22 protein-coding genes and 1 riboswitch are annotated in these 25,652 nt (G+C 63.5%); of the genes, 6 read left to right on the top strand and 16 right to left on the bottom strand.

All coding sequences use genetic code 11. The features are described from left to right. Positions 1 to 102: 102 nt before the first annotated feature. The 9 genes from AC1MEK_RS04365 to AC1MEK_RS04325 all read right to left on the bottom strand — a co-directional run bounded on the left by AC1MEK_RS04365 (position 103) and on the right by AC1MEK_RS04325 (position 13,069). Complete coding sequence (locus AC1MEK_RS04365; protein ID WP_480395034.1) at positions 103 to 324, bottom strand: cysteine-rich CWC family protein; 222 nt, start codon at positions 322 to 324, stop codon at positions 103 to 105. Next, the gene (locus tag AC1MEK_RS04360; RefSeq protein WP_480395033.1) at positions 321 to 1,802 is read right to left on the bottom strand and encodes a sensor domain-containing diguanylate cyclase; all 1,482 of its coding nucleotides are present in this window, start codon (positions 1,800 to 1,802) and stop codon (positions 321 to 323) included. Before AC1MEK_RS04360 ends, AC1MEK_RS04365 begins: the two co-directional genes overlap by 4 nt. Before the next feature lie 96 nt (positions 1,803 to 1,898). Further along, the gene (locus tag AC1MEK_RS04355) at positions 1,899 to 5,102 is read right to left on the bottom strand and encodes a dermonecrotic toxin domain-containing protein (RefSeq protein WP_480395032.1); all 3,204 of its coding nucleotides are present in this window, start codon (positions 5,100 to 5,102) and stop codon (positions 1,899 to 1,901) included. Between the two features lie 146 nt (positions 5,103 to 5,248). Continuing rightward, positions 5,249 to 8,902, bottom strand: coding sequence for an urea carboxylase (uca, locus tag AC1MEK_RS04350; RefSeq protein WP_480395031.1), 3,654 nt, complete (start codon positions 8,900 to 8,902; stop codon positions 5,249 to 5,251). Between the two features lie 123 nt (positions 8,903 to 9,025). Then, the gene (locus tag AC1MEK_RS04345) at positions 9,026 to 9,649 is read right to left on the bottom strand and encodes an urea amidolyase associated protein UAAP2 (protein WP_480395030.1); all 624 of its coding nucleotides are present in this window, start codon (positions 9,647 to 9,649) and stop codon (positions 9,026 to 9,028) included. A 10-nt stretch (positions 9,650 to 9,659) separates the two neighbouring features. Continuing rightward, positions 9,660 to 10,385 (bottom strand): urea amidolyase associated protein UAAP1, encoded by a 726-nt coding sequence (locus AC1MEK_RS04340; protein ID WP_480395029.1) that lies wholly within the window; start codon positions 10,383 to 10,385, stop codon positions 9,660 to 9,662. Positions 10,386 to 10,397: 12 nt separating this feature from the next. Next, positions 10,398 to 11,162, bottom strand: a complete 765-nt coding sequence (locus AC1MEK_RS04335) for an ABC transporter ATP-binding protein (protein WP_480395028.1) — start codon at positions 11,160 to 11,162, stop codon at positions 10,398 to 10,400. Further along, positions 11,159 to 11,974 (bottom strand): ABC transporter permease, encoded by an 816-nt coding sequence (locus AC1MEK_RS04330; RefSeq protein ID WP_480395027.1) that lies wholly within the window; start codon positions 11,972 to 11,974, stop codon positions 11,159 to 11,161. The genes AC1MEK_RS04335 and AC1MEK_RS04330 overlap by 4 nt, the downstream gene beginning before the upstream one ends. 27 nt (positions 11,975 to 12,001) lie before the next feature. Next, complete coding sequence (locus AC1MEK_RS04325) at positions 12,002 to 13,069, bottom strand: putative urea ABC transporter substrate-binding protein (protein WP_480395026.1); 1,068 nt, start codon at positions 13,067 to 13,069, stop codon at positions 12,002 to 12,004. Between the two features lie 62 nt (positions 13,070 to 13,131). After that, positions 13,132 to 13,233, bottom strand: a riboswitch (guanidine-I (ykkC/yxkD leader). Positions 13,234 to 13,512: 279 nt separating this feature from the next. Here AC1MEK_RS04325 and AC1MEK_RS04320 point away from each other — a divergent pair. Further along, positions 13,513 to 14,040 carry a hypothetical protein gene (locus AC1MEK_RS04320; RefSeq protein WP_480395025.1) on the top strand — a complete coding sequence of 176 codons (528 nt, stop codon included), beginning with the start codon at positions 13,513 to 13,515 and terminating at the stop codon, positions 14,038 to 14,040. 39 nt (positions 14,041 to 14,079) lie between these two features. Here the strand turns inward: AC1MEK_RS04320 and AC1MEK_RS04315 are convergent, their stop codons facing one another. Continuing rightward, positions 14,080 to 15,192: an enoyl-CoA hydratase/isomerase family protein gene (locus AC1MEK_RS04315; protein WP_480395024.1), complete on the bottom strand. Its 1,113-nt coding sequence runs from the start codon at positions 15,190 to 15,192 to the stop codon at positions 14,080 to 14,082. A gap of 170 nt (positions 15,193 to 15,362) precedes the next feature. Here AC1MEK_RS04315 and ung point away from each other — a divergent pair, with 170 nt between their 5' ends. Next, positions 15,363 to 16,058, top strand: coding sequence for a uracil-DNA glycosylase (gene ung / locus AC1MEK_RS04310; protein ID WP_480395023.1), 696 nt, complete (start codon positions 15,363 to 15,365; stop codon positions 16,056 to 16,058). A gap of 114 nt (positions 16,059 to 16,172) precedes the next feature. Here the strand turns inward: ung and AC1MEK_RS04305 are convergent, their stop codons facing one another. From AC1MEK_RS04305 to AC1MEK_RS04290, 4 genes are all read right to left on the bottom strand, one after another. Beyond that, complete coding sequence (locus AC1MEK_RS04305) at positions 16,173 to 17,207, bottom strand: AbrB family transcriptional regulator (RefSeq protein ID WP_480395022.1); 1,035 nt, start codon at positions 17,205 to 17,207, stop codon at positions 16,173 to 16,175. After that, complete coding sequence (locus AC1MEK_RS04300; RefSeq protein ID WP_480395021.1) at positions 17,200 to 18,714, bottom strand: tripartite tricarboxylate transporter permease; 1,515 nt, start codon at positions 18,712 to 18,714, stop codon at positions 17,200 to 17,202. Before AC1MEK_RS04300 ends, AC1MEK_RS04305 begins: the two co-directional genes overlap by 8 nt. Before the next feature lies 1 nt (position 18,715). Then, complete coding sequence (locus AC1MEK_RS04295; RefSeq protein ID WP_480395020.1) at positions 18,716 to 19,174, bottom strand: tripartite tricarboxylate transporter TctB family protein; 459 nt, start codon at positions 19,172 to 19,174, stop codon at positions 18,716 to 18,718. A gap of 80 nt (positions 19,175 to 19,254) precedes the next feature. Continuing rightward, positions 19,255 to 20,241, bottom strand: a complete 987-nt coding sequence (locus tag AC1MEK_RS04290; RefSeq protein WP_480395269.1) for a Bug family tripartite tricarboxylate transporter substrate binding protein — start codon at positions 20,239 to 20,241, stop codon at positions 19,255 to 19,257. Positions 20,242 to 20,689: 448 nt separating this feature from the next. On the opposite strand from AC1MEK_RS04290, the gene AC1MEK_RS04285 reads away from it, so the two are divergent. Both AC1MEK_RS04285 and AC1MEK_RS04280 read left to right on the top strand, forming a co-directional pair. Further along, positions 20,690 to 21,361: a response regulator gene (locus AC1MEK_RS04285; protein ID WP_480395019.1), complete on the top strand. Its 672-nt coding sequence runs from the start codon at positions 20,690 to 20,692 to the stop codon at positions 21,359 to 21,361. Then, a complete protein-coding gene (locus AC1MEK_RS04280) occupies positions 21,354 to 22,766 on the top strand; it encodes a sensor histidine kinase (RefSeq protein WP_480395018.1) in 1,413 nt (470 codons plus the stop codon). The genes AC1MEK_RS04285 and AC1MEK_RS04280 overlap by 8 nt, the downstream gene beginning before the upstream one ends. A 165-nt stretch (positions 22,767 to 22,931) precedes the next feature. On the opposite strand, the gene AC1MEK_RS04275 is transcribed toward AC1MEK_RS04280, so the two are convergent. Both AC1MEK_RS04275 and ygfZ read right to left on the bottom strand, forming a co-directional pair. Next, positions 22,932 to 23,753, bottom strand: a complete 822-nt coding sequence (locus AC1MEK_RS04275) for an HDOD domain-containing protein (protein ID WP_480395017.1) — start codon at positions 23,751 to 23,753, stop codon at positions 22,932 to 22,934. A 103-nt stretch (positions 23,754 to 23,856) separates the two neighbouring features. Beyond that, on the bottom strand, positions 23,857 to 24,798 hold the full coding sequence (gene ygfZ, locus AC1MEK_RS04270) for a CAF17-like 4Fe-4S cluster assembly/insertion protein YgfZ (RefSeq protein WP_480395016.1): 942 nt from the start codon (positions 24,796 to 24,798) through the stop codon (positions 23,857 to 23,859). A gap of 136 nt (positions 24,799 to 24,934) precedes the next feature. Between ygfZ and AC1MEK_RS04265 the strand changes: the two genes are divergently transcribed. Together AC1MEK_RS04265 and AC1MEK_RS04260 are read left to right on the top strand one after the other, a co-directional pair. Further along, on the top strand, positions 24,935 to 25,189 hold the full coding sequence (locus AC1MEK_RS04265) for an FAD assembly factor SdhE (RefSeq protein WP_480395015.1): 255 nt from the start codon (positions 24,935 to 24,937) through the stop codon (positions 25,187 to 25,189). Continuing rightward, entirely contained in the window at positions 25,173 to 25,640 is a 468-nt protein-coding gene (locus tag AC1MEK_RS04260; RefSeq protein WP_480395014.1) for a protein YgfX, read from the top strand. The genes AC1MEK_RS04265 and AC1MEK_RS04260 overlap by 17 nt, the downstream gene beginning before the upstream one ends. The last annotated feature ends 12 nt before the right edge of the window (positions 25,641 to 25,652 follow it).

The raw sequence follows: 25,652 nt of genomic DNA, 5'->3' as shown, positions 1-25,652 counted from the left end.
GCTGAGAACCTGTAGGAGCGAATTCATTCGCGAAAAATCGTCCAGCCGACAGAAATGTGTTGGATGTACCGGCCAATCGCGAATGAATTCGCTCCTACAGGGTTACGCACCCGGGGCCTCTGTAGACTCCAGCAACCCCGCACACCGCGGGCACAGGCAGGCCTTGTTCCGCAACTCCTCAGGCAACGCGGCCAGCACAGCAGGGTCGATGGTTTCAGTGAAGCACCAGCACGCCCGGTCAACCGTGCGCGGGTCGGCCAAGGTGCATTTATTGCTCTGGCCGCAGACGGGGCAGGTGTCCGGGCCGGTTGTATCGCTGGTCATGCAGGTTCTGCCATTTCGGTGCAGACCCGGTTGCGACCGCTCTGTTTGGCGCTGTACAGCGCCTGGTCGGCGCGGGCGATCAGGGTTTGCAGGGTGTCGTCTTCATGCAGTTCGGTCAGGCCGAGGCTGACGGTGACCTGCAGGGCTGAACCGGTGAACACGTAGGTGTGTTGCTCGGCCAGCAGGCGAATTTTCTCGGCCACGCGTCGGGCACCGCTGCTGTTGGTGTCCTTGAGCAGAATGATGAACTCTTCGCCACCCCAGCGGCAAATGATGTCGCTGTCGCGCAGGCAGCGGCGTACGTCATCGGCGAATCCGGTGAGCACTTCATCACCGGCCAAGTGGCCATGGGTGTCGTTCAGGCGCTTGAAGTGATCCAGGTCCAGCAGCATCGCCGACAGCGCCTTGTGCTCGCGGCGGGCGTCGGCGATGGCGCTCAGGGCCTGCTGGTCGAAGCCGCGCCGGTTGGGCAGGCCGGTCAGGCTGTCGATCATTGCCTGGGTTTCGATGCGCATCTGGAAGCGGCGAATCACCCGGTTCAGCAGATACAACACCAGCAGCATCACCGCCAGGCAGATGGTCAGGTTCAGGTACAGAGACTGGCGAATGTCGGTGAGCGCGCCGTCCTCGCGCTTGTCGACGAACAGGTACCAGTTCAGTTCCGGGATATAGCGCACATTGAGAAAATGCGAATCGCCCAGCGAGTCGTATTGATAGCTGCCGCTCTGCGGCTTGGGCATCTGCTGTTGCAGTTCCTTGAGATCGGGGAGCTCGCGCAGCACCTGGCCGATCTTCGCCCCTTGCGGGCCGCCCTCGGCGCCGGTCAGCACCAGGCGGCCGAACGCGTCGACGAAATACACACTGCGTTGATAGCGCTGTTGGTAACGGTCGATCAGCTTGATCACGGCGTCGACCGTCAGCCCCACCCCGGTGGCGCCGATGAAGTGGTCGTTGTAGTCGAACACCTTGTAGTTGATGAAGAAGGTCAGGTTGTCCTTGTTCGCCAGATCCGGGTCGACGTTGATCTCGTACGGTTCGGCCATGTCGCGCACACGGTAGTACCAGACATCTCGAGGCTCGTCGGGGCTGATCTTTTTCAGCACGCCGCGGGCCTGGTAGTAGGTCAGGCTCTGGTTAGAGACGAAGAACGAGGTGTAGGCGCCGTAGTGATCCATCACCTCCTTGAGGTAGCGGGTCATCTGCTGCGGGTCTTTTTCCCCGGCCACCACCCAGTCGCGCACGAAGGTGTCGCGGGCCATCATCGAGGACAGCAGCACCGGGCGCACCAGGTCTTTCTGGATTTCCGAATAGACCGTGTCCGAGGTCAGAGGCAGTTCGGTGTTGACGATGCTGTCGCGAATCGCGTCGCGCGAGGCGAAGTAGCTGAGCAAGGACGTCGCCAGAAAGCCGCTCCCCAGCAGGATCACTAGCGTCAACAGCAGGGAGCGCTGTGAATTGCGCGTGGAACGAAAGGGCATGACCGGTCCGTGTAATGAAAAGTCCATTGAGCCGACATGCTAGCCTGAGGCCACTCGTTGCGCCATGCCCTGATACGCCGCGCCCTCAAAGACTTTTCAGGGCGTCGTTGCCACCGGTCCCGCGGGAGCTTGGTAGATCGGCGCCTCTCTCAGTACCGCACTGATGGCCGAGCAGCGGCAGTGCACCAGCAAGATCCGGTCGTAGTGAATGCCGTGCTGCGCAAGTTCGATGAACAGATCTTCCAGACTCGGGCTGGTGACACCGAAACGGTTGCGTACGGTCAGCACGTCCATGGGCGTCTGCGGCAGGCGGCCCGGCAGGCCCGGCTGATTGCTGTTGCGCACGATGACGCTGATGTCGCGATAGCTCTCGTGGGTGCTGGTCTGGAATTTCGCCAGTTTGTAGTTCTTGATCCGCCCGGGCAGCGTCGTGCCGGCCATCAGCTTGTGTCCTTCGCGCAGACTCGTGAACGGCCCGGTGACGGGGCCGGGTGTTGGTTGAACGTTGTCCAGCAATGAGTAAGGTTGTACCGACTGCCCGACAATCTTGTGCAGCAACGGGTCCACCAGTTCGGCGCCATGGGGCGCGTAGGTCCACAGCTGTGTGCCGTTGGGCACCGCAGTGGTGCGAGACCAGGGCAGGTAGTGGCCATGGCTGCTCAGCACCAGGGTGCGTGCCTGGCCTTGATCGGATGTCCACAGCAGGAAGCGCCGGCCCAGCTTCCAGGCCCTGACCGGGGCCGTGCCGTACAGCGCATTGCCCGCCACTCGCCAGCTTTTCAGGGGGCCGGCGCCGTTGAAAAAGGTGCTCAGGTAGGTCTGGCGCGGGTGCGTGGAGTGCTGCAGCCAACGGCTGAACGCCCGCAGCGGTGGAGCGGCGTGCGCGGCGCGCAGGACATTGATCGGCGTGCTGACCCGGCCGAACGCCCAAAGCAGCCTCGGTGTGGCCGGGCCCACTTGCAGCAGGCCCAGGGTCAGGATGCTCATGATCGCCTGGCGCCGCTCCTTGTGCCGGTGGCCTGGCAGGTAGGCCGCCTGGATATCCAGCGTCAGGCTGGCGGCAGCGACGCCCAATGAGGCGATGGCCGCCGCAGGCAATAAAAGCGCCATGGGTGCCAGCAACGATTGCAGCCGGTTGGCCAGCCGTTGCCAGTCACCGAGCAGCAGCTCGCGGTGCGTGGTGATACTGTCCTGGGCATCCTTGATGCTGTTCTGGCGCAGGCAATCTTGCACGAACGCCATGGGCGCCATGTCGATGGGGTGCTCGGTGAATTCGTGTCGCAGCGCCTTGTGCGCGGCTTCGTTGTACAGCCGGTCAGTCCAGGGACGGAGCAGGGAAGCGGGCGGCAGCGGTTTGAGCACGCCGCCCCAGAGTTTGAGGATGTACTCCAGCTGCGCATGAAAGCGCACGGGCATGTAGTTGAGCAGCGTCTTGCGCCAATGCTCATCGCTTGCCCCGCGGCGCAGGTGTTCCACGAGGTGCCGGTGGTTGTCGAGCTCCACCCAGCCGATGCGCTGTCCCGCCTGATACAGCAACAGCCCACGGGGATGACGCAGCAACAGCAGGCCCGGGCAGACCGGTTGCGTATCGCCGCCCAGATGTGCGCTGTACAGGGTGAAGCTCAGTACGTTCCAGCGTGAGCGAGGCTCGATGGCGCCGCGCTGATGCTCTTGCAGCGCCAGGATCAGCTCATTGAAGCCATGGGCGGAGAGGCTGGCGTTCTTCAGGTCGAACACCGCCCGGGCGATCAGCGTCGCATTCAGGCTGCGTTCGATGGCCGGGCCTTGCCTGTCCCAGAAAGCCTTGAGCCGAGTGTGCATGAGGGGCAGGAAATCAATTTGGGTTACCTGTGCTTCGATGCTGGCAGCGCTGACCGGCAGCTCGTGGGCGGGTCGATATTCCCCCACGCCGGTCGGGTCTCGGTACACCACCCAGCGCCCACCCTCGTCGTCATAGCCGCTGGGGGACTGCGCGCGAAAATGGTTCAGCAGCGCCTGGCCCAGTGCCACCGGCCTTTCATCTGGCACCACCAGCACATGATTGGCCGGAATCCGTGCCTGCCCCCAGGGCGTTATCGAGGTACCCGGCAGGTAACGCACGAACACCTGCTCGGGGTCCAGGTCCAGGCCGTAAGTCTGTTTCATCCAGCGGCCCATGATGGCGTTGGCGTCTGTACGAGGCGTGGGGATGCGCCCCACCAGCTGAGTGTCGCCGTACCAATAGTTGAGCGCACTGACAGTCTTGAGGGCCGCCAGAATCGGCCAGAGCAGGGCGTCGGACTCTTCCAGTGGCGACGCTTGGACAGGATCCTGGACGGCTTCGGCATCGTGGTGCTGGATCGAGAACTGGCGTTGCGCAGCATGAAGGTGAGCGAACACATCATCGATTTCGCTGCCCAGCTCCAGGCGGCTGGGGCCCTGGGCCGGGTCCAGATGCAGGCGGTGCCACGCCGAGTCGTTGAGCGCCTGGAGCACCTTGTGCGGGTTCCAGGGCGCGCGGTCGCTGATGTATTCGGTGCACGTCAGTTGCCCTCCCAGCACGTACAGGTAGCAATGTCCGGTCTGGCGCGATTTGAGGTGAAAAACCCCGGGGATCAACTCGTCGTTGAGCATCACGCCATGCAGGATCGAGCGCCGCGGCGCGGTGCGCGCCAGCACCTGCTGCAATGATGTCGGATAGTCCGTCAGTCCCAGTACGTCCAGCGCCAGCCAGCAGCCGTCGCGGGTGATCCGCTTGCGCTTGTGCAGGCGATAGATACCGTGCAGGAACGATAACCGCGCCAGCGTCTCCCAGGTGCTGCCGTGTTTTCTCCAGAAATGGCGAACCGCGGCCTCGTGGTCCCATGACCAGTCGGCATGCTGGATCAGCGTGAGCAATGCTTGCACCGTCAGGCCGGGCAGATCCTTGTGCACCGGGCGCCAGGATTGCGCGCAGCGCTGCAGGGCGCGAAACGCCTCTGGACTCAGTGCAGCCCGGCCCACTTGCCGCAGGGACAGACGCAGCTCGTAGCGCTCGCCGCCCAACGGGCTGACTGCCGGATCCTGTTCGGTGGCGAAGTCGATTTGCACGGCATCCAGATCGACAGCCTTGCCACAGCGGCGTTCGAGCGTGGTCGCCAGCCCCCGGTCGAGCCAGGTCTGAATCGAGGGCGGGCAATCGAGGTCCAGTTGCCAGGTTTTGAGAATCCAGACCGATCCTTCGAGCAGCCTGGCCACCGGGCTGTTGCACCAGTGCAGGACTTCCCGGTGATTGAGGGTGATGGGAGGCGTTTGGGCGGGAGGCGTGGCGCGTTCGTTCATGTTCGACGTTCAGTGAGAAAAAGAACTCACTATGTCGCGTCCGATACCCGAAAAAAGCCTAGGTATGTATCGCCACCGACGTTGGCTTTTCTGCTGGGAGGCCATGGCGCCGCAGACGCCCGGGGCAGGGCGCCTGCGACGATGGGTCAGACCTGCGCCTGAAGCACGACGATACGCTGGCCGGCGCGCACCGCCGAGCCCGGCTGCACGCGAATCTCCCTGACTACGCCGGCAAACGGAGCCAGTATCGGGATTTCCATCTTCATCGATTCCAGAATCACCAGCACCTCGCCGGCCTGGACTTCTTGCCCGACGCTGACTTGCACCTGCCAGAGGTTGCCGGCGATGTGGCTGTCCACGCTCGTCTGGCCTGGCAGGAGCGCGGCTTCTTCACTGGGTTCGGCGACGGCTTCATCGCTCTCGAACGTCGCCTGCCCGTTGGCGATCCAGCGCTCACGCTCGGCCTGGAAGGCAGCCTGTTGCTGCGTGCGAAATGCTTCGATGCCTTGGGCTTGTTCTGCCAGAAACGTCTGGTAATCGGCCAGGTTCAGGGTGCTGTGTTCGATCCCAAGCTCAAAGCGACCCAGCGGGAAGTCGCGACGGATTTTCAGCAGTTCCTCGGCGCTGACCGGGTAGAAGCGGATCTGGTCGAAGAAGCGCAGCAGCCATGGCTTGCCGTCGAACGCCTCGACGGCGCGGTAGCGATTCCACATCTGCAGCGTGCGGCCGACGAACTGATAGCCGCCCGGGCCTTCCATGCCGTAGACGCACATGTAGGCGCCGCCGATGCCCACCGAGTTCTCGGCGGTCCAGGTGCGCGCCGGGTTGTATTTGGTGGTCACCAGGCGATGGCGCGGGTCCAGCGGCGTGGCCACCGGCGCACCGAGGTAGACGTCGCCCAGCCCCATCACCAGATAGCTGGCGTCGAACACCGTGCGCTGCACCTCATCAAGGTTCGGCAGGTCGTTGATGCGGCGGATGAACTCCAGGTTGCTCGGGCACCAGGGCGCGTCCTTGCGCACGGTGGTCATGTATTTCTCGATGGCCAGCTGGCAGGCCGGATCGTCCCAGGACAACGGCAGATGGACGATGCGCGACGGCACTTCGAGGTTGTCGCTGGCGCAGACCGCCGCCCACTCACCCTCGACCACCGCCAGCAGATCGGCCAGCGGCAACTGTTCGGGCTGGTAGTGCACTTGCAGTGAGCGAATGCCCGGGGTGAGGTCGATCACGCCGCTCAGCGCCTTGCGTTCCAGCGCCTGCATCAGCGCGTGGCCACGGAAGCGCAGGACCAGGTCGAGTTCCGGCGCGCCGATTTCCAGCAGCAGGTGCGTGTCGCCGGACAGGCGGGCGACCAGGCGGGTGTCGTCCTCACCGATATCCAGCACGATCGGACTGGCGTTACGCACGCCCTGTGGGAGCAAGCTTGCTTGCGAAAGCGATAGCTCAGGTTGCAATGATCTGGAGGGTGTTCCGATCTCTTCGTGAGCAAGCTCACTCCCACACAGAGGCACGTTAGCCAGTTGGCGCGCGGTCGTCAGATCGACTGGCTTGAACCGCACCTTGTCCCCGGCTTTCAGCTGCCCCAACTGCCACAAGTCGGCCTCAATGATGGTCACCGGACACACGAACCCGCCCAAGCTCGGGCCGTCCGGGCCCAGAATCACCGGCATGTCGCCGGTAAAATCCACGGCGCCGATCGCATACGGGTTGTCGTGGATGTTGGACGGGTGCAAACCGGCCTCGCCGCCGTCGGCACGCACCCACTCAGGCTTGGGCCCGATCAGGCGCACGCCGGTGCGGCTGGAGTTGAAATGCACTTCCCAGTCAGTGGCAAAGAAGGTGTCGATGTAATTTTCGGTGAAGTATTCCGGTGCGCCGTGAGGGCCGTAGATCACTCGGATATCGCGGACCGCTGGCAGCTCGGCGATCGCTTGCGGCGCAATCTGCTGCCCTGCTTCGCGGTCGGTCAATGGCGCCAGATGCAACACATCGCCGGCCCGCAAGGCACGGCCACCGTGGCCACCGAACTGGCCCAGGGTGAAGGTGCTTTTGCTGCCCAGATAGTCCGGCACATCCAGCCCGCCACGCAGGCAGAGGTAGCTGCGCGCACCGGCACCGGCGATGGTGCCCAGGGCCAGGGTCGAGCCTGCGCTGACCAGAATCGACTGGTTCATCGGCTGTGCCTGGCCGTCCACTGCCAGTGGAATCACTGCACCGGTCACCGCGATAACCGCGTCGGTGTTGAAGCGCAGCACCGGCCCGCTCATGGTGATTTCCAGCGCGGCGCAGCCTTCGGGGTTGCCCAGCAGGCGATTGCCCAAACGCAGCGCGCGGCTGTCCATCGGCCCCGACGGTGGCACGCCCACGGCCCAGTAACCCAGGCGCCCCGGATAGTCCTGCACGCTGGTCTGGGTGCCGCCGCTGAGCACTTCGAAGGTGTCGGCGTGATAGACCAGGCCTTCCAGGCAGCGGGTCCAGGGCTGGCCGCTGGCGAATGGCGCGTCAACGATGATCTGGCGCAAGTAGTCGCGGTTGGTTTCCACGCCATACAGACGCGTGTCGAGCAGCGCCCGGGACAATCCCGCGCTGGCCGACTCACGGTCTGGCGCCCAGCTGATGAGCTTGGCGATCATCGGATCGAAGAACGGCGGGATCTCGCAACCGGCGTCGACCCAGGTGTCGATGCGCAGCTGTTTGCCATCGTTTTCAGGAAACTCAACCGAGGTCAGCAGCCCTGGGCTTGGCTGAAAATCCCGGCCCGGATCTTCGGCATACAGACGCGCCTGAATCGCGTGGCCCTGCGGTTCGAGGCCTGCCATCAGCTGCTGCAACGGCGGCAAGTCGCCCGCGGCCAGTTGCACCATCCAGCTCACCAGATCCACACCCCAGACCTGTTCGGTCACGCCGTGCTCGACCTGCAGGCGGGTGTTCACTTCAAGGAAATAGAAACGCTGGTCGAGGCTGTCGAATACGAATTCGACGGTGCCCGCGCTGCGGTAATTGACCGCCTTGGCCAGCTTGATCGCTGCCGCGCAGAGTTCCTCGGCCATGCCGTCGGGCAGATTCGGCGCCGGGGTTTCTTCGAGGACTTTCTGGTTGCGCCGCTGCACCGAACAGTCGCGCACGCCGAGGGCGATGACCTCACCGCAGCCGTCGCCAAACACCTGAACTTCCAGATGGCGGGCGCGCTGGATGTATTTCTCCAGAAACACACCAGCATCGCTGAAATTGTTTTGCCCCAGACGCTTGACCGCTTCGAACGACTCGCCAAGCTCCGCCGCATCCCGGCACACGCGCATGCCGATGCCGCCACCGCCGGCGGTGCTCTTGAGCATCACCGGATAGCCGATCGAGCTGGCGGCGCTCAAGGCTGCTTCGACGCTGTCCAACAGCTCGGTGCCTTCGAGCATCGGCACGCCGTGCTGCTTGGCCAGGGCGCGCGCCGTGTGCTTGAGGCCGAACACCCGCAGTTGCTCCGGGGTCGGGCCGACAAAGGCAATGCCGGCGTCTTCACAGGCCTGGGCGAAGGCTGCGTTTTCCGAGAGAAACCCGTAGCCGGGGTGAATCGCCTTGGCGCCGCTGGCCTGGGCGATGGTGAGGATCTTGTCGACTGACAGGTAAGTGCCTGCCGCGCCGCCTTCGCCTAGGCTGTGGGCCTGGTCCGCCTGGAGGATATGCAGGCTGGCCGCATCGGCTTCGGAGTAGACCGCAACGCCTTCGACGTTCAGGGCGCGCAGGGTACGCAGGATGCGGCAGGCAATGGCGCCGCGGTTGGCGATCAGCAGTGTGTCGAACATGTTCTGGACCCCAGCAATCGCAGTGGACGATTGCGCATCGGGTAGCGGGCCGTCCCGCTGTTGTACTGTCGGCGCGAAGGTCGTCCCTCGCGGCAAAGCCTTGAATCGGTGAGCGCGAAAGGCTCAGTCCCAGACCAGCAGTTCGGCGGGCGTGGGGTTGTAACCGTTGCATGGGTTGTTCAGTTGCGGGCAGTTGGAGATCAGCACGATCACGTCCATTTCCGCGCGCAGCTCGACGTATTTGCCAGCGCCGGAAATGCCGTCCTCGAAGGTCAGGCCGCCCTCGGCGGTGACCGGCACGTTCATGAAGAAATTGATGTTCGGGCTGATGTCGCGTTTGCCCAGGCGGCCGTCGTGGGAGCAGGCGCGCAGGTAGTTGTCACGGCAGCTGTGCATGTGGCGTTTTTCCAGGGCGTAGCGCACGGTGTTGCTCTCTTGCGCGCAGGCCCCGCCGAGGGTGTCGTGGCGCCCGCAGGTGTCTTCGACGATGGTCAGCATCGGCTTGCCGAGGTTGGAATACAGCACGCTGCCTTTGCTCAGGTAGACGTTGTTCTGCTTGCGCAGCGTGCGCTGCACGTCGTAACGCTCGCGCGGGTTGGCCAGGCTGTAGAACAGCGTGTCGACCGCCTGATTGCCTTCGAGGTCGAGCAGGCGCAGGGTCTGGCCGGCCTTGAGTTCGGTGAGCGACGGCTCGCCTGCGGGGATGCGGGTGATGGAAACGGGGGCTTTCTTTGCGGCTGTGGTCATCGCAGGATCCTCAGGCGAACAGGCGGTCGGTATTGATGAAGCCGCGCACGTTTTCCTCGCGCGAGGTGCGGCAGTGTTCGGCCACGCTGGCGTCGGCCTTCATCCAGCTCAGCTTCACCGGCTGTGGCGCGTAGGCGGGGTTGGGGTCCATCGGGTGTTGCAGGGCCGTGAGCACCACCAGCGTGTCCATCGGCGCATACAGTTCGATGTAGTCGCCGCCTTTCGAGTTGCCGGGGACGAAAGACAGCGCGCCGCGGTCGTCGACATTGACCCGGCTGAACAGGTTCAGGGTCATCAGCAGGTCCGACAGGCCCAGTCCCCACTTGCCCATTTCCACCAGCAGGTTGTCGGCGCCGTTGCGGAAGAAGCCGTTGCGCAGTTCCTGATAGCGGCCCTGGCCGTACTTTTCGCTGACTTCTTCAGCGCACAGCACGCCACCCAGGCTGTCGCTCCAGCCGCAGGTGTCGGCGGTGATCGCTGCCAGCACGCGGCCCATGTCCGAGTACAGGCAGTGGCCGCTGGTGAGCTTGGCGGTGTGTTGGCACTTGAGGCTGTCGGGCAGGTTCAGGCGCTCGGTTTTTTCATGGGCGTTGAACAGCGTCAGGCTGACGTTGGCGTTGCCGTTGAGGTCGGTCAGGCGCAGCAGTTCGCCACGCTTGAGCACGAACGACAGATGGCCGCCGCCGGGCAGGGTTTCTTCGGCGAATACCGGGAATACAGAGAACGAGTCAGTCATGTTTTTTATCCTTCAAGCCGATTGCAGCGATTCGAGGGCCGCGCGGGCAGCGCGACGGTCGCTGTTCAGGGGAATGTCGTAAGTGATGCGCGCGCCATAGGCACCGGGGGCGTGCGGGTCGACGCGCACCTTGTCGAACACCATCAGGCGCGTGCCCAGGTTGAAACCTTCGGACAGATCATGGGTGACCATGAACACGGTCAGCTTCGTTTCGCGCCACAGTTCCAGCAGCAGCGCGTGCATGTCCTTGCGGATGCCCGGGTCGAGCGCGCCGAACGGTTCATCGAGCAGCAACACGCGCGGCTTCATGATCAGCGCCTGGGCGATCGCCAGCCGCTGCTGCATACCGCCGGACAGCTGGCTCGGGTATTTGTCCAGCGCGTGGCCCAGGCCGACCTTGCGCAACAGCGCCGCCGCCTGTTCGCGAGCCTCGCGTTTGGCGCCGCCGAACAAGCGGCCCAGCAGCCTGGAACGCGGCAGTTCCAGCCCCAGCGCGACGTTGTCCAGCACCGACAGATGCGGGAACACCGAGTAGCGCTGGAACACCACGCCACGGCTGGCGTCCGGCTCGTTGGCCAGTGGCTGGCCGTCCAGCAGGATCTGCCCTTTGCTTGGCACTTCCTGGCCCAGCAACAGGCGCAGAAAGGTCGACTTGCCGCAGCCGGATGCACCGACCATGGTGCAGAACTCGCCCTCGGCGATGCTCAGGTTCAAGCCTTCGAGCACCACCTGTTCGCCGTATTGCTGCCAGACGTTTTTCACCGAAATGAAGCTCATGGGCGTGCTCCCTCGTACCAGGGAAAGGCCTTGCGGGTCAGGGTTTTCAGGCCCCAGTCCATCAGCCAGGCGAGGAGGGTGATCCACACCACGTACGGCAGGATCATGTCCATGGCCAGATAACGCCGCACCAGAAAGATCCGGTAACCCAGCCCATCGGTGGAGGCGATGGCTTCGGCGGCGATCAGGAACAGCCACGCCGAACCCAGCACCAGCCGCAGTGCGATCAACAGACGCGGCAGCAGTTGCGGCAGCACCACGCGCAGGATCAGGGTCCAGGTCGAAGCGCCCAGGGTCTGCGCCTTGATCAGCAGTTCTACCGGAATCTCCCGGGCGCGCTGCTCCAGATCGCGCGCCAGCACCGGGGTGATGCCGATCACGATCAGCATCACTTTGGACAGCTCGCCCAGGCCGAAGACGATGAACAGGATCGGCAGAATCGCCAACGGCGGCACCATCGACAGCACCGTCAACAGGGGCGACAAGGGTGCGCCGAACAGCGGCAGCACGCCCGAAGCGATGCCCAGGCACAGGCCCACCAGCGCGCTGATCGCAAGGCCGGTCGCCAGCCGTTGCAGGCTGGAGGCGGTGTCCTGCCAGAGCAGGTATTCGCCGGTGCGCGGGTCGGCCACCAGCGCCACGCGTTTGATCGCGTCGGTCATTTGCACGGCACTGGGCAGCAGCTTGTCGTTGGGGTTTTCCGTCAGCCGCGTCGCCGAGCCTGTGAAGTAGGCGAACAGCAACAGGGCGAACGGCAGGATCACCAGAACCAAACGGCTGGCACCATCGGGGCGGCGGTTTATCAGGCGCATAACAGGAACCTTGGAAGCGTGCGGGGATTACAACGTGCCGTCGGCCGCCATCTGTACGTAGGTGGGGTCGAAGTGCAGCTTGAGGTTGCCCTTGTCGCCTTCGCTCACGTTGTTGGCGAAAGTCATGCCCACCGCGCTGGCATCCTTGGCGCCTTCGCCGAGCAGGCCATGCTCGAAGGAGAAGTCGGCGACCTTGCGCATGGTGACGGGCAGCTGTTTGCTGGTGGCGAACTCCAGCGCCTCTTTCGGCGTGGCGAACAGTTTGGTGGTCTGCAATTGCGCCTGGAAGCCGGCCAGATCAGTGCCCGAGGCCTTGGCCATGTGCTCCAGCGCCTGGGTCGATTCGGCGTTTTTCGCGTTCATCAGCGCCACCACTTCGAACCAGGCACCGGTCAGGGCCTTGCCCAGCGCCGGGTTGTCCTTGAGGGTCTGGGAGTTGACCACCATCATGTCCATGATCTCGCCGGGGATCTTGCTCGAGTCGAACACTTGGGTGACGCCAGGCTTGGCCTTGATTTCCGACAGCATCGGGTTCCAGGTGGTGACGGCCTTGACCTGGTCGGTGTTGAAGGCGGCGGCGATGTCGGCATCGGAGGTGTTGACCACTTTCAGGTCTTTCTCGGTCAGGTCCACCGAATCCAGCGCGCGGGCCAGCAGGTAGTGCGAGACCGACAGTTCCACCAGATTGACGTCCATGCCCTTGAGGTCGGCGACTTTCTTGCCGTCGCCCTTGATCACGATGCCGTCGTTGCCGTTGGAGAAGTCGCTGACCACCAGCGCGGTGCTTTCCACGCCACCGGCTGCCGGAATGGTCAGGGCGTCCATGTTGGTCATGGTGCAGCCGTCGAACTGGCCGGCGGTGTACTGGTTGATCGATTCGACGTAGTCGTTGAGCTGGGTGACTTTAATATTGATGCCGTACTTCTTGGCCCATTTGTCGACGATGCCCTGGGTCCCTGCGTATTCCCATGGCATCCAGCCGGCATAGATGGTCCAGCAGACATCGAAATCCTTTTTCGGGGCGGCGGTGGCCGAGAGGCTTAGAGCAGCGATGAGGCCTGCGGTGAGCAAGCCGAACAGACGGGATGTTTGCATCGTGAAAAACCTCCAGTAACGAAAAGGGGCGGGCAGGAGTCCGGCGACACCATCGGTGTCCTGTCTCCCGGGCTTTTATCCCGCCGTGTAACCTCTACTGGAGGTCGCCGACTCTCGGACCAGCCACTCGCGTCAAGCGAGCCGGAACCCTAGTCGGCTATTTGCAAATTGTGGTGCCGCGAACCTTGAGTGACTCCTGCACGGGGTTTTCATAGCCAGAGCCGTGCCAAGTGCCCACAACCCATGGGGGCTGCGGCGTGCGTGGAAATCTCAGGCATATCGAGACGTTGCAGCGTGCACCGTTGCGGGGCGCCGTCCGGCGGATGAGTTTTGGAATGGGGCACTCGCGACGGATTTTGCAGTCTGAATTTACGTTCTCGGCAGTTGTGAGAACGCCGACCAGCGCCGCTGGTTTGTGCTCTATCGCGGTCCAGGAGGCCGCCATGTATCGACGAAGCCTGATTACCCTTTTGATGACCCTGTCCCTGGCCGGTTGCTACGGAGGCTACTACGAATCAGAGACCTACACGCAGCCCGTCTACAGCAGCGGGTACAGCAGCGGCTACGTGTATGACAGCTATCGCCCTTACGGGCCGACCGGGTTCTACGGCGGCTCTTCGGTCTACTACTCATCGCCGCGTTATTACTCGGCGCCACGCTACTATTCACCGCCCCGGTATTACGCGCCGCCACCGCGTTACTACGGGCCTCGTCCGGGTTATGACGGCGGGCGGCCTGGCTATGGCGGCGGCCACTGGAACGGTGGTGGCCACAACTGGAATGGCGGCTCGGGCTACCGGCCTCCACCCACCGGACCCCGGCCGGGGCTGGGTGGTGGTGGATGGAACGGCAACCACGGCGGTGGAGGCGGTGGTGGTTTCACGCCAGGCAGACCCTCAGGTGGCAATGTCCGCGAAGACGGCAATTTCGGTCGCGGCGGCCATGGGGGGCCGGGTGGTGGGAACCGGTGATGTAAACAAAACGGCGCTCTGGTGAGCGCCGTTTCTAGTTCAGTACCCTGAAAGATCCGCCAACGGATGCCGTCCCTCCCACGCCTTTTCAAAATGTGCATCCACCACCGCCTGCGGAATCGTCGCGACATCCGGCCAGTGCCAGTGCGGCTTGTGATCCTTGTCGATCAGCCGCGCCCGCACGCCCTCGGCGAACTCCGGATGCCGGCAGCAGTTCAGGCTCATGGTGTATTCCATCTGAAACACCTCGGCCAACGACGAATGCCGGGCGCGGCGGATCTGTTCCCAGACCAGATGCGCGGTCATCGGGCAGCCTTCACTCAGGGTTTTCGCCGCCTTGGCCAGCAACGCGTCGCTTGAGTGCAGTTGGCGCTTCAAGGCGTTCCAGGCACATGCAACGTCCGCGACATCCAGCAGCTCATCAATCTGCTGACGGCGGGGTAGCCACTGCGGCTCAGGCCGCTGATCCCGCGCTTCCTGCTCCAGAGCCTTGAACAGGCTGTTGAGCTGCACGGCGGTCTGTTCCTGCCAGTTGAGCTGCAACAGCCGATCGATCATTTCTTCCTGTTGATCGTCTGGCAGCAAGCGGTCTGCCAGGTCCAGATCCAGCGCGTCGCGGGCGTTGATATGCGCGCCGGTCAGGCCCAGAAACAGCCCCAGTTTTCCCGGCAACCGGGACAGAAACCAGCTGGCGCCGACATCCGGGTACAGGCCGATGCTGATCTCAGGCATCGCCAGGCGGCTGCCCGGTGTCACCACGCGGATGTTGGTGCCCTGCAGCAGGCCCATGCCGCCGCCGAGCACGTAGCCGTGGCCCCAGCAGATCAAGGGCTTGGGAAAGGTATGAAGCTGGAAATCCAGCCGGTATTCCGCGGCGAAGAACTGCGCGGCCAGTGTCGGGACTTTTCCGGGCTTGCCTCGCCCGGCCTCGACCAGCGACCGCACATCGCCGCCTGCGCAGAAGGCTTTCTCGCCGTTGCCGCGCAACAGCACGCAGACGATCTGCGGATCGCCAGCCCAGGCGTCGAGGCGTTCGCGCAGCGCCAGAATCATCGGCAGCGACAGGGCATTCAGTGATTTTTCTGCATCCAGCGTGGCGATGCCCAGTCGGGCGCCGCCGGTTCCAATGAGCTCTTCGAATTGCAGATTCATCGTGACCTCGTGTTCTGGGTCATGGCCTTCATCAAGCACTGTGAGTGCCGTCTAGATCGGGAAGTTGCACCGGGCCGATGCACTGGAGTGTAGGAAAAGCGTGGCGCGTTGCGCTGGAAATAAATGGTCGCAGCCCCTAAAGTCCGCCCATTGTTTTTCCGGATACGACCATGACCGACGACGACCGCATCAAACTCGAGCCCAGCTGGAAGCAGGCCCTGCGTGCAGAATTCGAACAGCCCTACATGGGCGAACTGCGCGAGTTCCTGCGCCAGGAGCACGCGGCGGGCAAAGAGATCTATCCACCGGGCCCGCTAATCTTCAATGCGCTCAACTCAACACCGCTGGACAACGTCAAGGTAGTCATCCTCGGCCAGGACCCGTACCACGGCCCGAACCAGGCCCACGGGCTGTGCTTCTCGGTGCAGCCGGGTGTGCCGGCGCCGCCGTCGCTGGTCAACATCTATAAAGAGCTCAAGCGCGACCTCAACATCGACATCCCCAACCACGGCTATCTGCAGTCCTGGGCCGATCAGGGCGTGCTGATGCTCAACACCACCCTGACCGTCGAACGTGCCAACGCCGCTTCACACGCCGGCAAGGGCTGGCAGTATTTCACCGACAAGATCATCGAAACCGTCAGCGCCCACCAACCGCATCTGGTGTTCCTGCTGTGGGGCTCCCATGCGCAGAGCAAGAAGAAACTGATCGACGCCACCAAGCACCTGATCCTGACCTCGGTGCACCCATCACCGCTGTCGGCGTATCGAGGGTTTCTGGGGTGCGGGCATTTCAGTCGGGCGAACAAGTATCTGGTCGAGAACGGCCTTGCGCCGATCGAGTGGCGGTTGCCGGCTGACGTCTAGCGCAAACTCTGTGGGAGCCGGCTTGCTGGCGAATGCGGCAGGTCAGACAACACAGCGTTGATTGACACACCGTATTCGCCAGCAAGCCGGCTCCCACATTGGATTTGCGTCACTTCACGCCACCGGCTGCCGGTTCCAATACCTGAACAACGGCTCGGCCAGAAACAGCACGAACAACAAACGCATCACCTGCATCGCCGTCACCAGCGGCACCGAAAGCTGCAGCACCTCGGCGGTCAGGCTCATTTCCGCGATACCGCCGGGCATCATGCCCAGGGTCAGCGAGCGCAGGTCCAGGTGGGTCGCTGCGCTGAGTATCCAGGCGCACAGCGCCGCGATGCTCATGGTCAGCGCGGTGCCGATCAGCGTGCGGCCCATGAACGAGGGCGCCCGGCGGAAGAACGCGCGGTTGAAGTGACAACCCAGGCCGCTGCCGATCAGCCACTGGCCGATCTGGCTGCCGCCGTTGGGCAGGCCGATGTGCAGATCGAAGCTGACGCTGATCACGGCGCTCACCAGCAACGGCCCGAACAGCCACGGGTTGGGCTGTTTCAAGCGCTGCCAGCCCCAGGCCACCAGCGCACCCAGTGGAAACAACAGCGCCAGCCACGTCCAGTCCACCACCGTGGCGTGGGAGGGCGGGGCGCCATTGCCCATCAGGTATTTGAAGATCGCCGGCACGCACAGCACCACGGCCAGCACCCGCAGGCTCTGGCCTGCCGCGACGTTGCTGAGGATCGCGCCGTTGCGCGCGCCGAGGTTGACCATCTCTCCCGAGCCGCCGGGCATGCTGGAAAAGAACGCGGTGGCGCGGTCTTCGCCGGTGCGCAGCATCAGCCACACGCCGACCACGCTGGAAACGCTGGTCACCAGTGCGCCGATGAAGATCAGGCCGAAGTGTGAAAGGACTTGTTCGATGACGACGGGAGTGAAGTGCAGGCCGATGCCGATGCCCACCACCCATTGGCCGCATTTGCGACCGCCGGGAATTTCAGCCAGCTGCCAGGGTGTCAGGCAGCGAACCAGGATGATCGCCAACAGCGAGCCGACCATCCAGGGCAAGGGCCAGCCGACCTGGCTGGCGAGGTATCCCCCCAGCAGGCCGACCAGCGGTGTTCCCCACCAGGTCTTGAAGGGCCGGTCAGACATCGGCCAGCGCGCGACGCTGAACCGAGCGCTTGCGCCAGATGCGCAGCAGCGGCAGCACCAGCATGAACGCGGTCACCACCCAGACGCCGACGGTGATCGGGCTGGACCAGAGGATGTCCATCGCACCGTTGGAGATCGACAGCGCGCGGCGCAGGTTCTGCTCCATCAGCCCGCCGAGGATGAAACCCAGCAGGATCGGCGACAGCGGGAAGTCCAGCTTGCGCAGGATGTAACCGAAGATGCCGATGCCGACCATCAGGAACAGGTCGAAGGTGGTGGCGTGAACCGCGTAGACGCCGATCCCGGTGATGATCGCGATGACCGGCACCAGGGCCCAGTTCGGCACCGAGAGGATGCGGGTGAAGACGCGGATCATCGGGATGTTGAGGATCACCAGCATGATGTTGGCGACGAACAACGACGCGATCAGGCCCCAGACGATGTCCGGTTGCTGTTGGAACAACAGCGGGCCCGGGGTGATGTTGTACAGCGACAGCGCGCCGATCATCACCGCAGTGGTGCCCGAACCCGGAACGCCAAGGGTCAGCATCGGCACCAGGGCGCCACAGGCGGTGGCGCCGATGGCCGTTTCCGGGGCTGCCAGACCGCGCATGTCGCCTTGTCCGAATTTTCCGCTCGCGCCTGCGATACGTTTCTCGGTCATGTAGGTCACGGCACTGGCCAGCGTGGCTCCGGCACCGGGCAGCACGCCCATGATGAAACCCATCAGGCCGCAACGGATGTTGACGATAAAGACCGAGCTGGCTTCCTTGAAGTTGAACAGCATGCGCCCGGTGGCTTTGACCGCTTCCTGGCCGCGATGGGTCTTTTCCAGCAACAGCAGGATTTCGCTGATCGAGAACAGGCCCAGCACCAGCACCACGAACTGAATGCCGTCGGCCAAGTGGATGTTGTCGCCGGTGAAACGGTACACGCCGCTGTTGGCGTCGATGCCGATGCTCGACAGGAACAGGCCGATCAGCGCCGCGATAAAGGTTTTCAGCGGTCGATCACCCGCCATGCCGCCCAGGCAGACAATCGCGAACACCATCAACACGAAGTATTCGGCGGGTCCGAAGGCGATCGCCCATTTGGCGAGCAGCGGCGCGAACATCACCATGCCGCAGGTGGCGATCAGCGCGCCGATGAACGAACTCCACGCCGACAGCGACAACGCCACGCCGGCCAGGCCCTGACGGGCCATCGGGTAGCCATCCAGCGCGGTCATCACGGTCGAGGCTTCGCCGGGGATGTTGAGCAGGATCGAGCTGATGCGTCCGCCGTATTCGCAGCCCAGATAAACCGCGGCCAGCAGGATCAGCGCCGACTCGGGCGGCAGGCCCAGGGCGAACGCGATGGGGATCAGCAGCGCCACGCCATTGATCGGGCCCAGGCCTGGCAGCAGGCCGACGATGGTGCCGATCAGGGTGCCGGAAAGGGCAGTGACCAGGTTGTACGGGGTCAGCGCGACGCCGAAGCCCTGGCCGAGATAGCCGAGAGTATCCATATCAGTTCTCCAGAACGTCGAGCAGGCCCAGGGGCAGCGGTACATCCATCACTTTGTCGAAGAGCACGTACAACAGGATGCTCATCAGGGTGGTGATGACGATGCTCGGCAGCCAGCGGCCGCCATACAGGCGGGCCATGGGAATGCCGATCAGCATGCTGCTGAGCACGAAGCCCAGCGGTTCGAAGCAGCCGGCGAAGACCAGCAGCAGCGCCGTGCAGATGGCGATCTTGACCAGGGTCGGGCGATCCAGCGGTGGCTCGTCTTCGGAGTGCTTGATCGGGGTCGGACGAAACAGCATGTACAGGAGGGATACGCCCATGAGTGCCAGCATCAGCAGCGGGAACGCCCGCGGGCCGACCGGCTCGTAGGAAAACGGCGCCTGATAAGGCCAAGCCATCAGTGCCAGGCCGATACAGACCAGCAGCAGCACCAAGGCGAAAAGTCGTTGCAAGACCATGGAAAATTCTCCGCACGCCGCCCCCGCGCAGGAGGCGGCGTGCTCAATCAGTCAATAGAAAAGCCATCGATCGGCTTCAATCACTGAATCAGGCCGAATTCCTTGGCCAGCATCTTGTAGTCGGCGACCTGCTTTTTCACGTAGGTGTCCAGTTCCGGGCCGGTCATGGCGAACGGGAACAGCTCGCGCTGGTCACGCAGCTTGGCGAAATCGTCGGAAGCCAGCAGCTTGTCGAACGAGGCTTTCCACCAGTTGTATTCCTCGTCTGTGACTTTCGGGCCGAGGTAGAAGCCGCGCACCACTGGCCAGACGATGTCGTAGCCCTGTTCCTTGGCGGTCGGGATGTTCTTCATTTCCGGCTCGTCCAGACGCTGTTCGGAGAACACCGCCAACAGGCGCATGTCGCCGCTCAGGATGTGCGGCATGGAGTCGGAGATGTCGGTGGAGCCCACTTGAATGTGCCCGCCGAGCAGCGCGGTGGCGATTTCGCCGCCGCCTTCGAGGGCCACGTAACGCAGGTCACGCGGGTTGATGCCGGCGGCCTTGGCGATCAGCGCGGTCTGCATCCAGTCCTGGCTGCCGACGGTGCCGCCGGAGCCGATCACCACTTTGCTCGGGTCGGCTTTGAGCGCCTTGACCAGATCGTCGAGGGTCTTGTAAGGCGAATCGGATTTCACTGCGATCGCGCCGTAGCTGGTGCCGACCGCTGCCAGCCAGCGCACGGCGTTTTCATCGAAGCGACCGAACTTGCCCTGCGCCAGGTTCAGCAACGAACCGCTGGACCAGGCCACCAGGGTGCCGGCGTCGGCAGGGCGCTGAGCGACCACTGCGTTGTAGGCCACCGCGCCTACGCCACCTGGCATGTAGGTCACGCGCATCGGTTTGGTCAGAATTTTCTCGTTGACCAGCGCGCTCTGGGCCAGTTTGCAGGTCAGGTCGAAGCCGCCGCCGGGCGAGGCCGGTGCGATGCATTCAGGGCGGTTGGGCTCGGCAGCCCACAGTTGAGTGGCCACCAGCATGCAGCTGGCAGCGACGCTGATACGGCGCAACGATAGATTCATGGTCAGTCTCCGATGGAGTTGTTGTTTTTAAAGGTGCTCGGTCAGGCAGATGGCTTTCGCAATGCAGACAGAAACCGGGACGTGACGACACGTCGCGCGCGCAAGCGGCGAGACGAACTCAAAACAGGACGGGATTTTCGAGGCGCGAGGGCCTGTGATTTCAGTGATGGCATCACCGATGACTCCGATATTGTTTTTATTGTTGAAAACGCATCGAGGCGTTTTTCGTCACGACTCAGGGGCGTTACGCGGGCCATGAACGGCGCAATCGTAACGAGTCGTAACCGGATCCTAATCAGCGAAGCTTTCATCAACCTTTCAACTACCTTTCATGAACCTTTCGCCGGCCGGAAATCCGGCGGCTGTGGCTATTCTTTACATGTTTGGGGCCTTCACAGACGCCAGCGCGGCTGTAAACTCCGCCCCCACCAAACGCCTCAATCGGGAGAAATCGATGCGTGTCCTGCTCGTCGAAGATCATCTGCAACTGGCCGAAAGCGTCGCGCTGGCGCTCAAGGGCAGCGGCCTGACTGTGGACGTCTTGCACGATGGCGTGGCGGCCGACCTGGCCTTGGGCAGCGAAGAATACGCGGTCGCCATTCTCGATGTCGGCCTGCCGCGCATGGACGGCTTCGAAGTGCTGGCGCGCTTGCGCTCGCGGGGCAAGAACACTCCGGTCCTGATGCTCACCGCCCGCAGCGACGTCAAGGATCGGGTCCATGGCCTGAACCTCGGCGCCGATGATTACCTGGCCAAACCTTTCGAGTTGTCCGAGCTCGAGGCGCGGGTCAAGGCCTTGTTGCGCCGCAGCGTCCTGGGCGGGGAGCGTCAGCAGCGTTGCGGCGAGCTGGTCTACGACCTCGACACCCGCCGCTTCACCCTGGGCGAAGAAACCCTGACCCTGACCTCTCGCGAGCAATCGGTACTGGAGGCTTTGATCGCCCGCCCGGGCCGGGTGATGAGCAAGGAGCAGCTGGCCTCGCAGGTGTTTGGTCTCGACGAAGAGGCCAGCGCCGACGCCATCGAAATCTACGTGCACCGGTTGCGCAAGAAGCTCGACGGGCACCCTATCGCCATTGTGACCTTCCGCGGCCTGGGTTATCTGCTGGAAAGCCGGGATGCTTAACCCGTTCCGCGCCGCCGAGAACAGCCTGCGCTGGCGGCTGCTGTGGAACCTGGGGCTGTTGCTGGTGGTGCTGATGATCGCCAGCGGCATGAGCGCCTACTGGAACGGTCGGGAAGCGGCCGACACGGCCTACGACCGCACGTTGCTGGCCTCGGCGCGAACCATCGCTGCCGGGCTGTCGGAGCGCGACGGCACCCTCAGCGCCGATGTGCCCTACGTGGCCCTCGACACCTTCGCCTACGACAGCGCCGGGCGGATTTATTACCAGGTCAACGACATCAACCAGAAGCTGATTTCCGGTTACGAAAACCTGCCTGCGCCACCGCCCGGCACCCCGCGTACCGATGATTATCCGGCGCTGGCCAAGTTCTACAGTGGCCGCTACCTGGGCCAGGACGTGCGGGTGGTCAGCCTGCTGCGGCCAGTGAGCGAGCCGAACATGAATGGCATCGCGGAAATTCGCGTGGCCGAAACCGAAGAGCAGCGGGTGAATATGGCCCGCGGCTTGATGGCCGACACCTTGCTGCGCCTGGGCATGCTGGGTGGCGGCGCGCTGTTGTTGGTTTGGTTCACGGTGAGTGCGGCGCTGAGGCCGCTGGATCGGCTGAGCGCGGCGGTGGAAGAGCGGGAGCCCGACGACCTGCGCTCGCTGCCGCTGGTGGAGGTGCAGCACGAGCTGCGGCCGCTGGTGAGTTCGCTCAACCACTTCACCGAGCGGCTGCGCATGCAGTTCGAGCGTCAGGCGCAGTTCATCGCCGACGCCTCCCATGAACTTCGCACGCCGCTGGCAGCCCTCAAGGCACGGGTCGAGCTGGGGCTGCGGGATCAGGACCCGGCCGCATGGCGCAGCACGCTGGAAAGCGCGGCCACAGGCACCGATAAACTCACTCACTTGGCCAACCAGTTGCTGTCGCTGGCGCGCATCGAAAACGGCGCGCGGGCCATCGCCGAAGGAGGCGCTGAGTTGCTCGATCTCAGCCAGCTGGCGCGGGAGCTGGGCATGGCCATGGCGCCGCTGGCCTATGCGCGCGGCGTGTCACTGGCGCTGGAGGCCGACCAACCGGTATGGATGCGCGGCGAGCCGACACTGCTCAACGAGCTGCTGAGCAACCTGGTGGACAACGCCCTGGCCCACACGCCCAAGGGCGGCAACGTGGTGCTGCGGGTGCATGGGCCTTGCGTACTGGAAGTCGAGGATGACGGGCCGGGCATTGCGCTGCACGAGCGCGACCGGGTGTTCCAGCGCTTCTACCGCAGCCAGCAGCAGGGCACGGGGGCAGGGTTGGGGCTGGCGATCGTCGGCGAAATCTGCCGCGCGCATCTGGCGAAGATCACCTTGCATGATGGTGAGCCGCAGGGGTTGAAGGTGCGCGTGACCTTCCCGGCTCACGAATCAACTTCGTAGCAGCACGGCTTGCCGACGGGCGCGGTCGATCTGTGAATGATGTATCGCCTGACACACCGCCCCGCCGGCAAGCCGTGCTGCTACGGGGTCTCGGTTGTGATCAAATCCTGCGAACGCTGCCGATTCGCAGCAGCCGGGCTTGCCCGCGGGAGCGATCTGTCAGGTTCAATACAGCAGCGTCATCGCCTCATTCATCTCATTGATCAACGCGCCATCGGCCATGTTCAGGCCCAACTGGTTGACGGCTGGCATCGCCATCACGTCCAGATTCGGGTACGGCCGGCCAGTGGCCTCGTGCACATGCACGGTCGCCACCTGCACCAGATCGACATAATCGGCCTGGGTGGAAACCCGGGTGAAATTCTGGAACTGCCGCGGAACGATGGCCAGCGCTTCGGGGAAATCCCAGGAGCGCAGCAGGCGTTCGCCAATGATCGGGTGAATGCGTTCGATGACGTGATTGAGGCTGACTGGGTCGGCCAGCAGCTCGAAGTTGTCTTCGGCGTAGGTCAGGATCGGCAGCACGCCGATCAGGTGCACCAGGCCCGCCAGTGTCGCCTTGTCCGCCTTGAGTTGCGGCCTGCGCTGGCTCAGCGCGCTGGCAACCCCTGCCACTTGCAGGCTGAGTTTCCAGATGTCGCGCATCTTGGTTTCGATCACGTCGGACTTGGCGTGGAACATCTGCTCGACCACCAGGCCGATCGCCAGGTTGCAGCTGTAGTTCACTCCCAGGCGGCGCACGGCGGTGAGCACGTCGCTGACCTCGAAGTTGGGGCGCAGCAACGGGCTGTTCACCACCTTGATCAGGCGAGCGGACAGTGCGGTGTCACTGCCGATGACCTTGCTCAGATCGGCGATGGTGATTTCCGAGTCTTCGGCCGCCAGGCGGATTTTCATTGCCACTTCAGGGAGCGTAGGCAGAAACAAGGCGTCCTTGTCGATCGCCTTGATCAGGTCCTTCTGCACCTTGTCAGCCATGCTACTCATACGGAATCTCTGGATATTGCATTACGACCAGCGCCGCGTGCCGTGCGATGGCAGGGGCGCAGACCACTGCGCTGACGTCTGACTCATGGTTTACGACTGTGGTTCAACGTTGGGTTTCCAGCTTGGCATCCAGAGTGTAGGGCAGCTCGGCCAGTTGCAACGCCTGGCCATCGGCTGCGCCCAGGTGAATATTGCCATCTTCCACGGCATCGGCCTGCAGCACCGCCAGCAGTTCCACGCCGCTGCCGGCGCGCGCGGCAATCACCACGTTGCCTGCGGAGCTGGCGTGAACCGGGGAGAACAGCTCTGTGCCGGGCTCGGGAAGCTCGCTGCCGGCCAGGCTCATGCGATACAGACGACGCTTGAGCTTGCCCAGGTACTGCATCCGCGCGACGATTTCCTGACCGGTGTAGCAGCCTTTTCTGAAGCTGACGCCGCCCACGGCCTGCAGGTTGATCATCTGCGGGATGAATTCTTCGCGGGTCTGGCCGAACACCTGGCCGATACCGGCGCGGATCTGCCCCAGCAGCCAGTCGTTGAGCGAGCCTTCAGGCAGTTGAGCAGCCAAACGATTGCCCACCTCGACGGCTTGATCGGCGCGCACCCAGAGTTCGGCGCGGGCAGGGGAGACGCGGATGGCAATCAGATCATTGGCGCGGGCGACGGCGTCGGTCTCCTCGGCCAGTTCCAGACCAAGGCTTTTCAGTGCTGCATCGCCGTTGGTCAGGCCAAATCGCGCCCAGGCCGCGCTTTCGTCGGTTAGTTTGGATTTGGAAAACACCGCGTATTTTTTCAGGTCCAGCAATTGCGCTTCGATCAGCTCGCTGGCCATGGCCAGCACCACGCCGTCGCCTTCGAGCAGGATGCGGAAGCTGGACTGCATGCGGCCCTTCTGCGTGCAACGGGCGCCCAGCGTGGCTTTGGCCTCGCTCAGGTAATCCATGTTGCAGGTCAGTTGGCCTTGAAGAAACTTGCTGGCGTCTACGCCGCGAACGGCCAGTACACCTTCGTGGGACAGCGGGCAGAAGAAAGCTGAATCGGCCATGGGTCATCGCAGGGGGAAAAGGTCTGGGGCACCATCATAGTGCCGCGCCTCGTTTATGCAATCCATTGCGACTAATCGCGGGTACGCCAACCGGTACTGGCGCTGTATACTCGGCGCCAAATTCGAGGAGCGCTCCATGGTCGAAGATGTTGAACTCAACCGCCTCTTTTGGCACAGCCGCCGCGGCATGCTCGAGCTGGATGTCCTGCTGGTGCCGTTTGTCAAAGAAGTCTATCCATCGCTCAATGACGTCGATCGCGCGCTTTACGTGCGTCTGTTGACCTGCGAAGACCAGGACATGTTCGTCTGGTTCATGCAGCGCGGCGAGTCGGAAGATCCCGAACTGCAGCGCATGGTTCGCATGATCCTGGACCGTGTCCAGCCGAAATGACCGGTTCGAATGCCGTTGGCAGGGCTCAAGAGGCCTGCTGACGGCATACCTCGGCGTCTTGTCACTGGCGCTGATCTCGATTTCCCTTCTTTATATTCCTTTCTGGGCCAAGACCGTCGGCGTATTGCTGTGCGTGCTGCATGCGGTGCGTCATTTGCACCGGTCGATTCTGTTGAACACCCCTGACGCGTTCACCGCCTTGCGCCGCGACAGCGGTGGCTGGCAGCTGTGGAGCCAGCGTTCGGGCTGGCAGCCGGTGCAGTTGCGTCGGGACAGCATGGCGTTGCCCTTGCTGGTTTTGCTCAGATTCAGGCCAGCCAAGGGGCACTGGCTGGCGCGGCGTTGGGTGAGAAACGTGTGCATTCCGGCTGACGCCATGGCGCCGGACGAGCACCGACGCCTGCGTCTGCGGCTCAAGTTCAGCCGCCGAAGGTGGGCGGCGCCAGAGTGAGTAGTGCTGTTT

The sequence above is a fragment of the Pseudomonas sp. 2 genome (genome assembly GCF_056627435.1).
Note: the sequence above shows the minus strand (reverse complement) of the source record. Positions and strands in the feature narration are given on the sequence as shown.

Coding starts and splice junctions, on each gene's coding strand:
- AC1MEK_RS04330 (WP_480395027.1), bottom strand. CDS start 11,974: ATGCGCCTGATAAACCGCCGCCCCGATGGTGCCAGCCGTTTGGTTCTG.
- AC1MEK_RS04360 (WP_480395033.1), bottom strand. CDS start 1,802: ATGCCCTTTCGTTCCACGCGCAATTCACAGCGCTCCCTGCTGTTGACG.
- AC1MEK_RS04280 (WP_480395018.1), top strand. CDS start 21,354: ATGCTTAACCCGTTCCGCGCCGCCGAGAACAGCCTGCGCTGGCGGCTG.
- AC1MEK_RS04295 (WP_480395020.1), bottom strand. CDS start 19,174: ATGGTCTTGCAACGACTTTTCGCCTTGGTGCTGCTGCTGGTCTGTATC.
- uca (WP_480395031.1), bottom strand. CDS start 8,902: ATGTTCGACACACTGCTGATCGCCAACCGCGGCGCCATTGCCTGCCGC.
- AC1MEK_RS04335 (WP_480395028.1), bottom strand. CDS start 11,162: ATGAGCTTCATTTCGGTGAAAAACGTCTGGCAGCAATACGGCGAACAG.
- AC1MEK_RS04365 (WP_480395034.1), bottom strand. CDS start 324: ATGACCAGCGATACAACCGGCCCGGACACCTGCCCCGTCTGCGGCCAG.
- AC1MEK_RS04345 (WP_480395030.1), bottom strand. CDS start 9,649: ATGACCACAGCCGCAAAGAAAGCCCCCGTTTCCATCACCCGCATCCCC.
- AC1MEK_RS04340 (WP_480395029.1), bottom strand. CDS start 10,385: ATGACTGACTCGTTCTCTGTATTCCCGGTATTCGCCGAAGAAACCCTG.
- AC1MEK_RS04265 (WP_480395015.1), top strand. CDS start 24,935: ATGGTCGAAGATGTTGAACTCAACCGCCTCTTTTGGCACAGCCGCCGC.
- AC1MEK_RS04305 (WP_480395022.1), bottom strand. CDS start 17,207: ATGTCTGACCGGCCCTTCAAGACCTGGTGGGGAACACCGCTGGTCGGC.
- AC1MEK_RS04320 (WP_480395025.1), top strand. CDS start 13,513: ATGTATCGACGAAGCCTGATTACCCTTTTGATGACCCTGTCCCTGGCC.
- ygfZ (WP_480395016.1), bottom strand. CDS start 24,798: ATGGCCGATTCAGCTTTCTTCTGCCCGCTGTCCCACGAAGGTGTACTG.
- AC1MEK_RS04285 (WP_480395019.1), top strand. CDS start 20,690: ATGCGTGTCCTGCTCGTCGAAGATCATCTGCAACTGGCCGAAAGCGTC.
- AC1MEK_RS04325 (WP_480395026.1), bottom strand. CDS start 13,069: ATGCAAACATCCCGTCTGTTCGGCTTGCTCACCGCAGGCCTCATCGCT.
- AC1MEK_RS04300 (WP_480395021.1), bottom strand. CDS start 18,714: ATGGATACTCTCGGCTATCTCGGCCAGGGCTTCGGCGTCGCGCTGACC.
- AC1MEK_RS04275 (WP_480395017.1), bottom strand. CDS start 23,753: ATGAGTAGCATGGCTGACAAGGTGCAGAAGGACCTGATCAAGGCGATC.
- AC1MEK_RS04355 (WP_480395032.1), bottom strand. CDS start 5,102: ATGAACGAACGCGCCACGCCTCCCGCCCAAACGCCTCCCATCACCCTC.
- ung (WP_480395023.1), top strand. CDS start 15,363: ATGACCGACGACGACCGCATCAAACTCGAGCCCAGCTGGAAGCAGGCC.
- AC1MEK_RS04315 (WP_480395024.1), bottom strand. CDS start 15,192: ATGAATCTGCAATTCGAAGAGCTCATTGGAACCGGCGGCGCCCGACTG.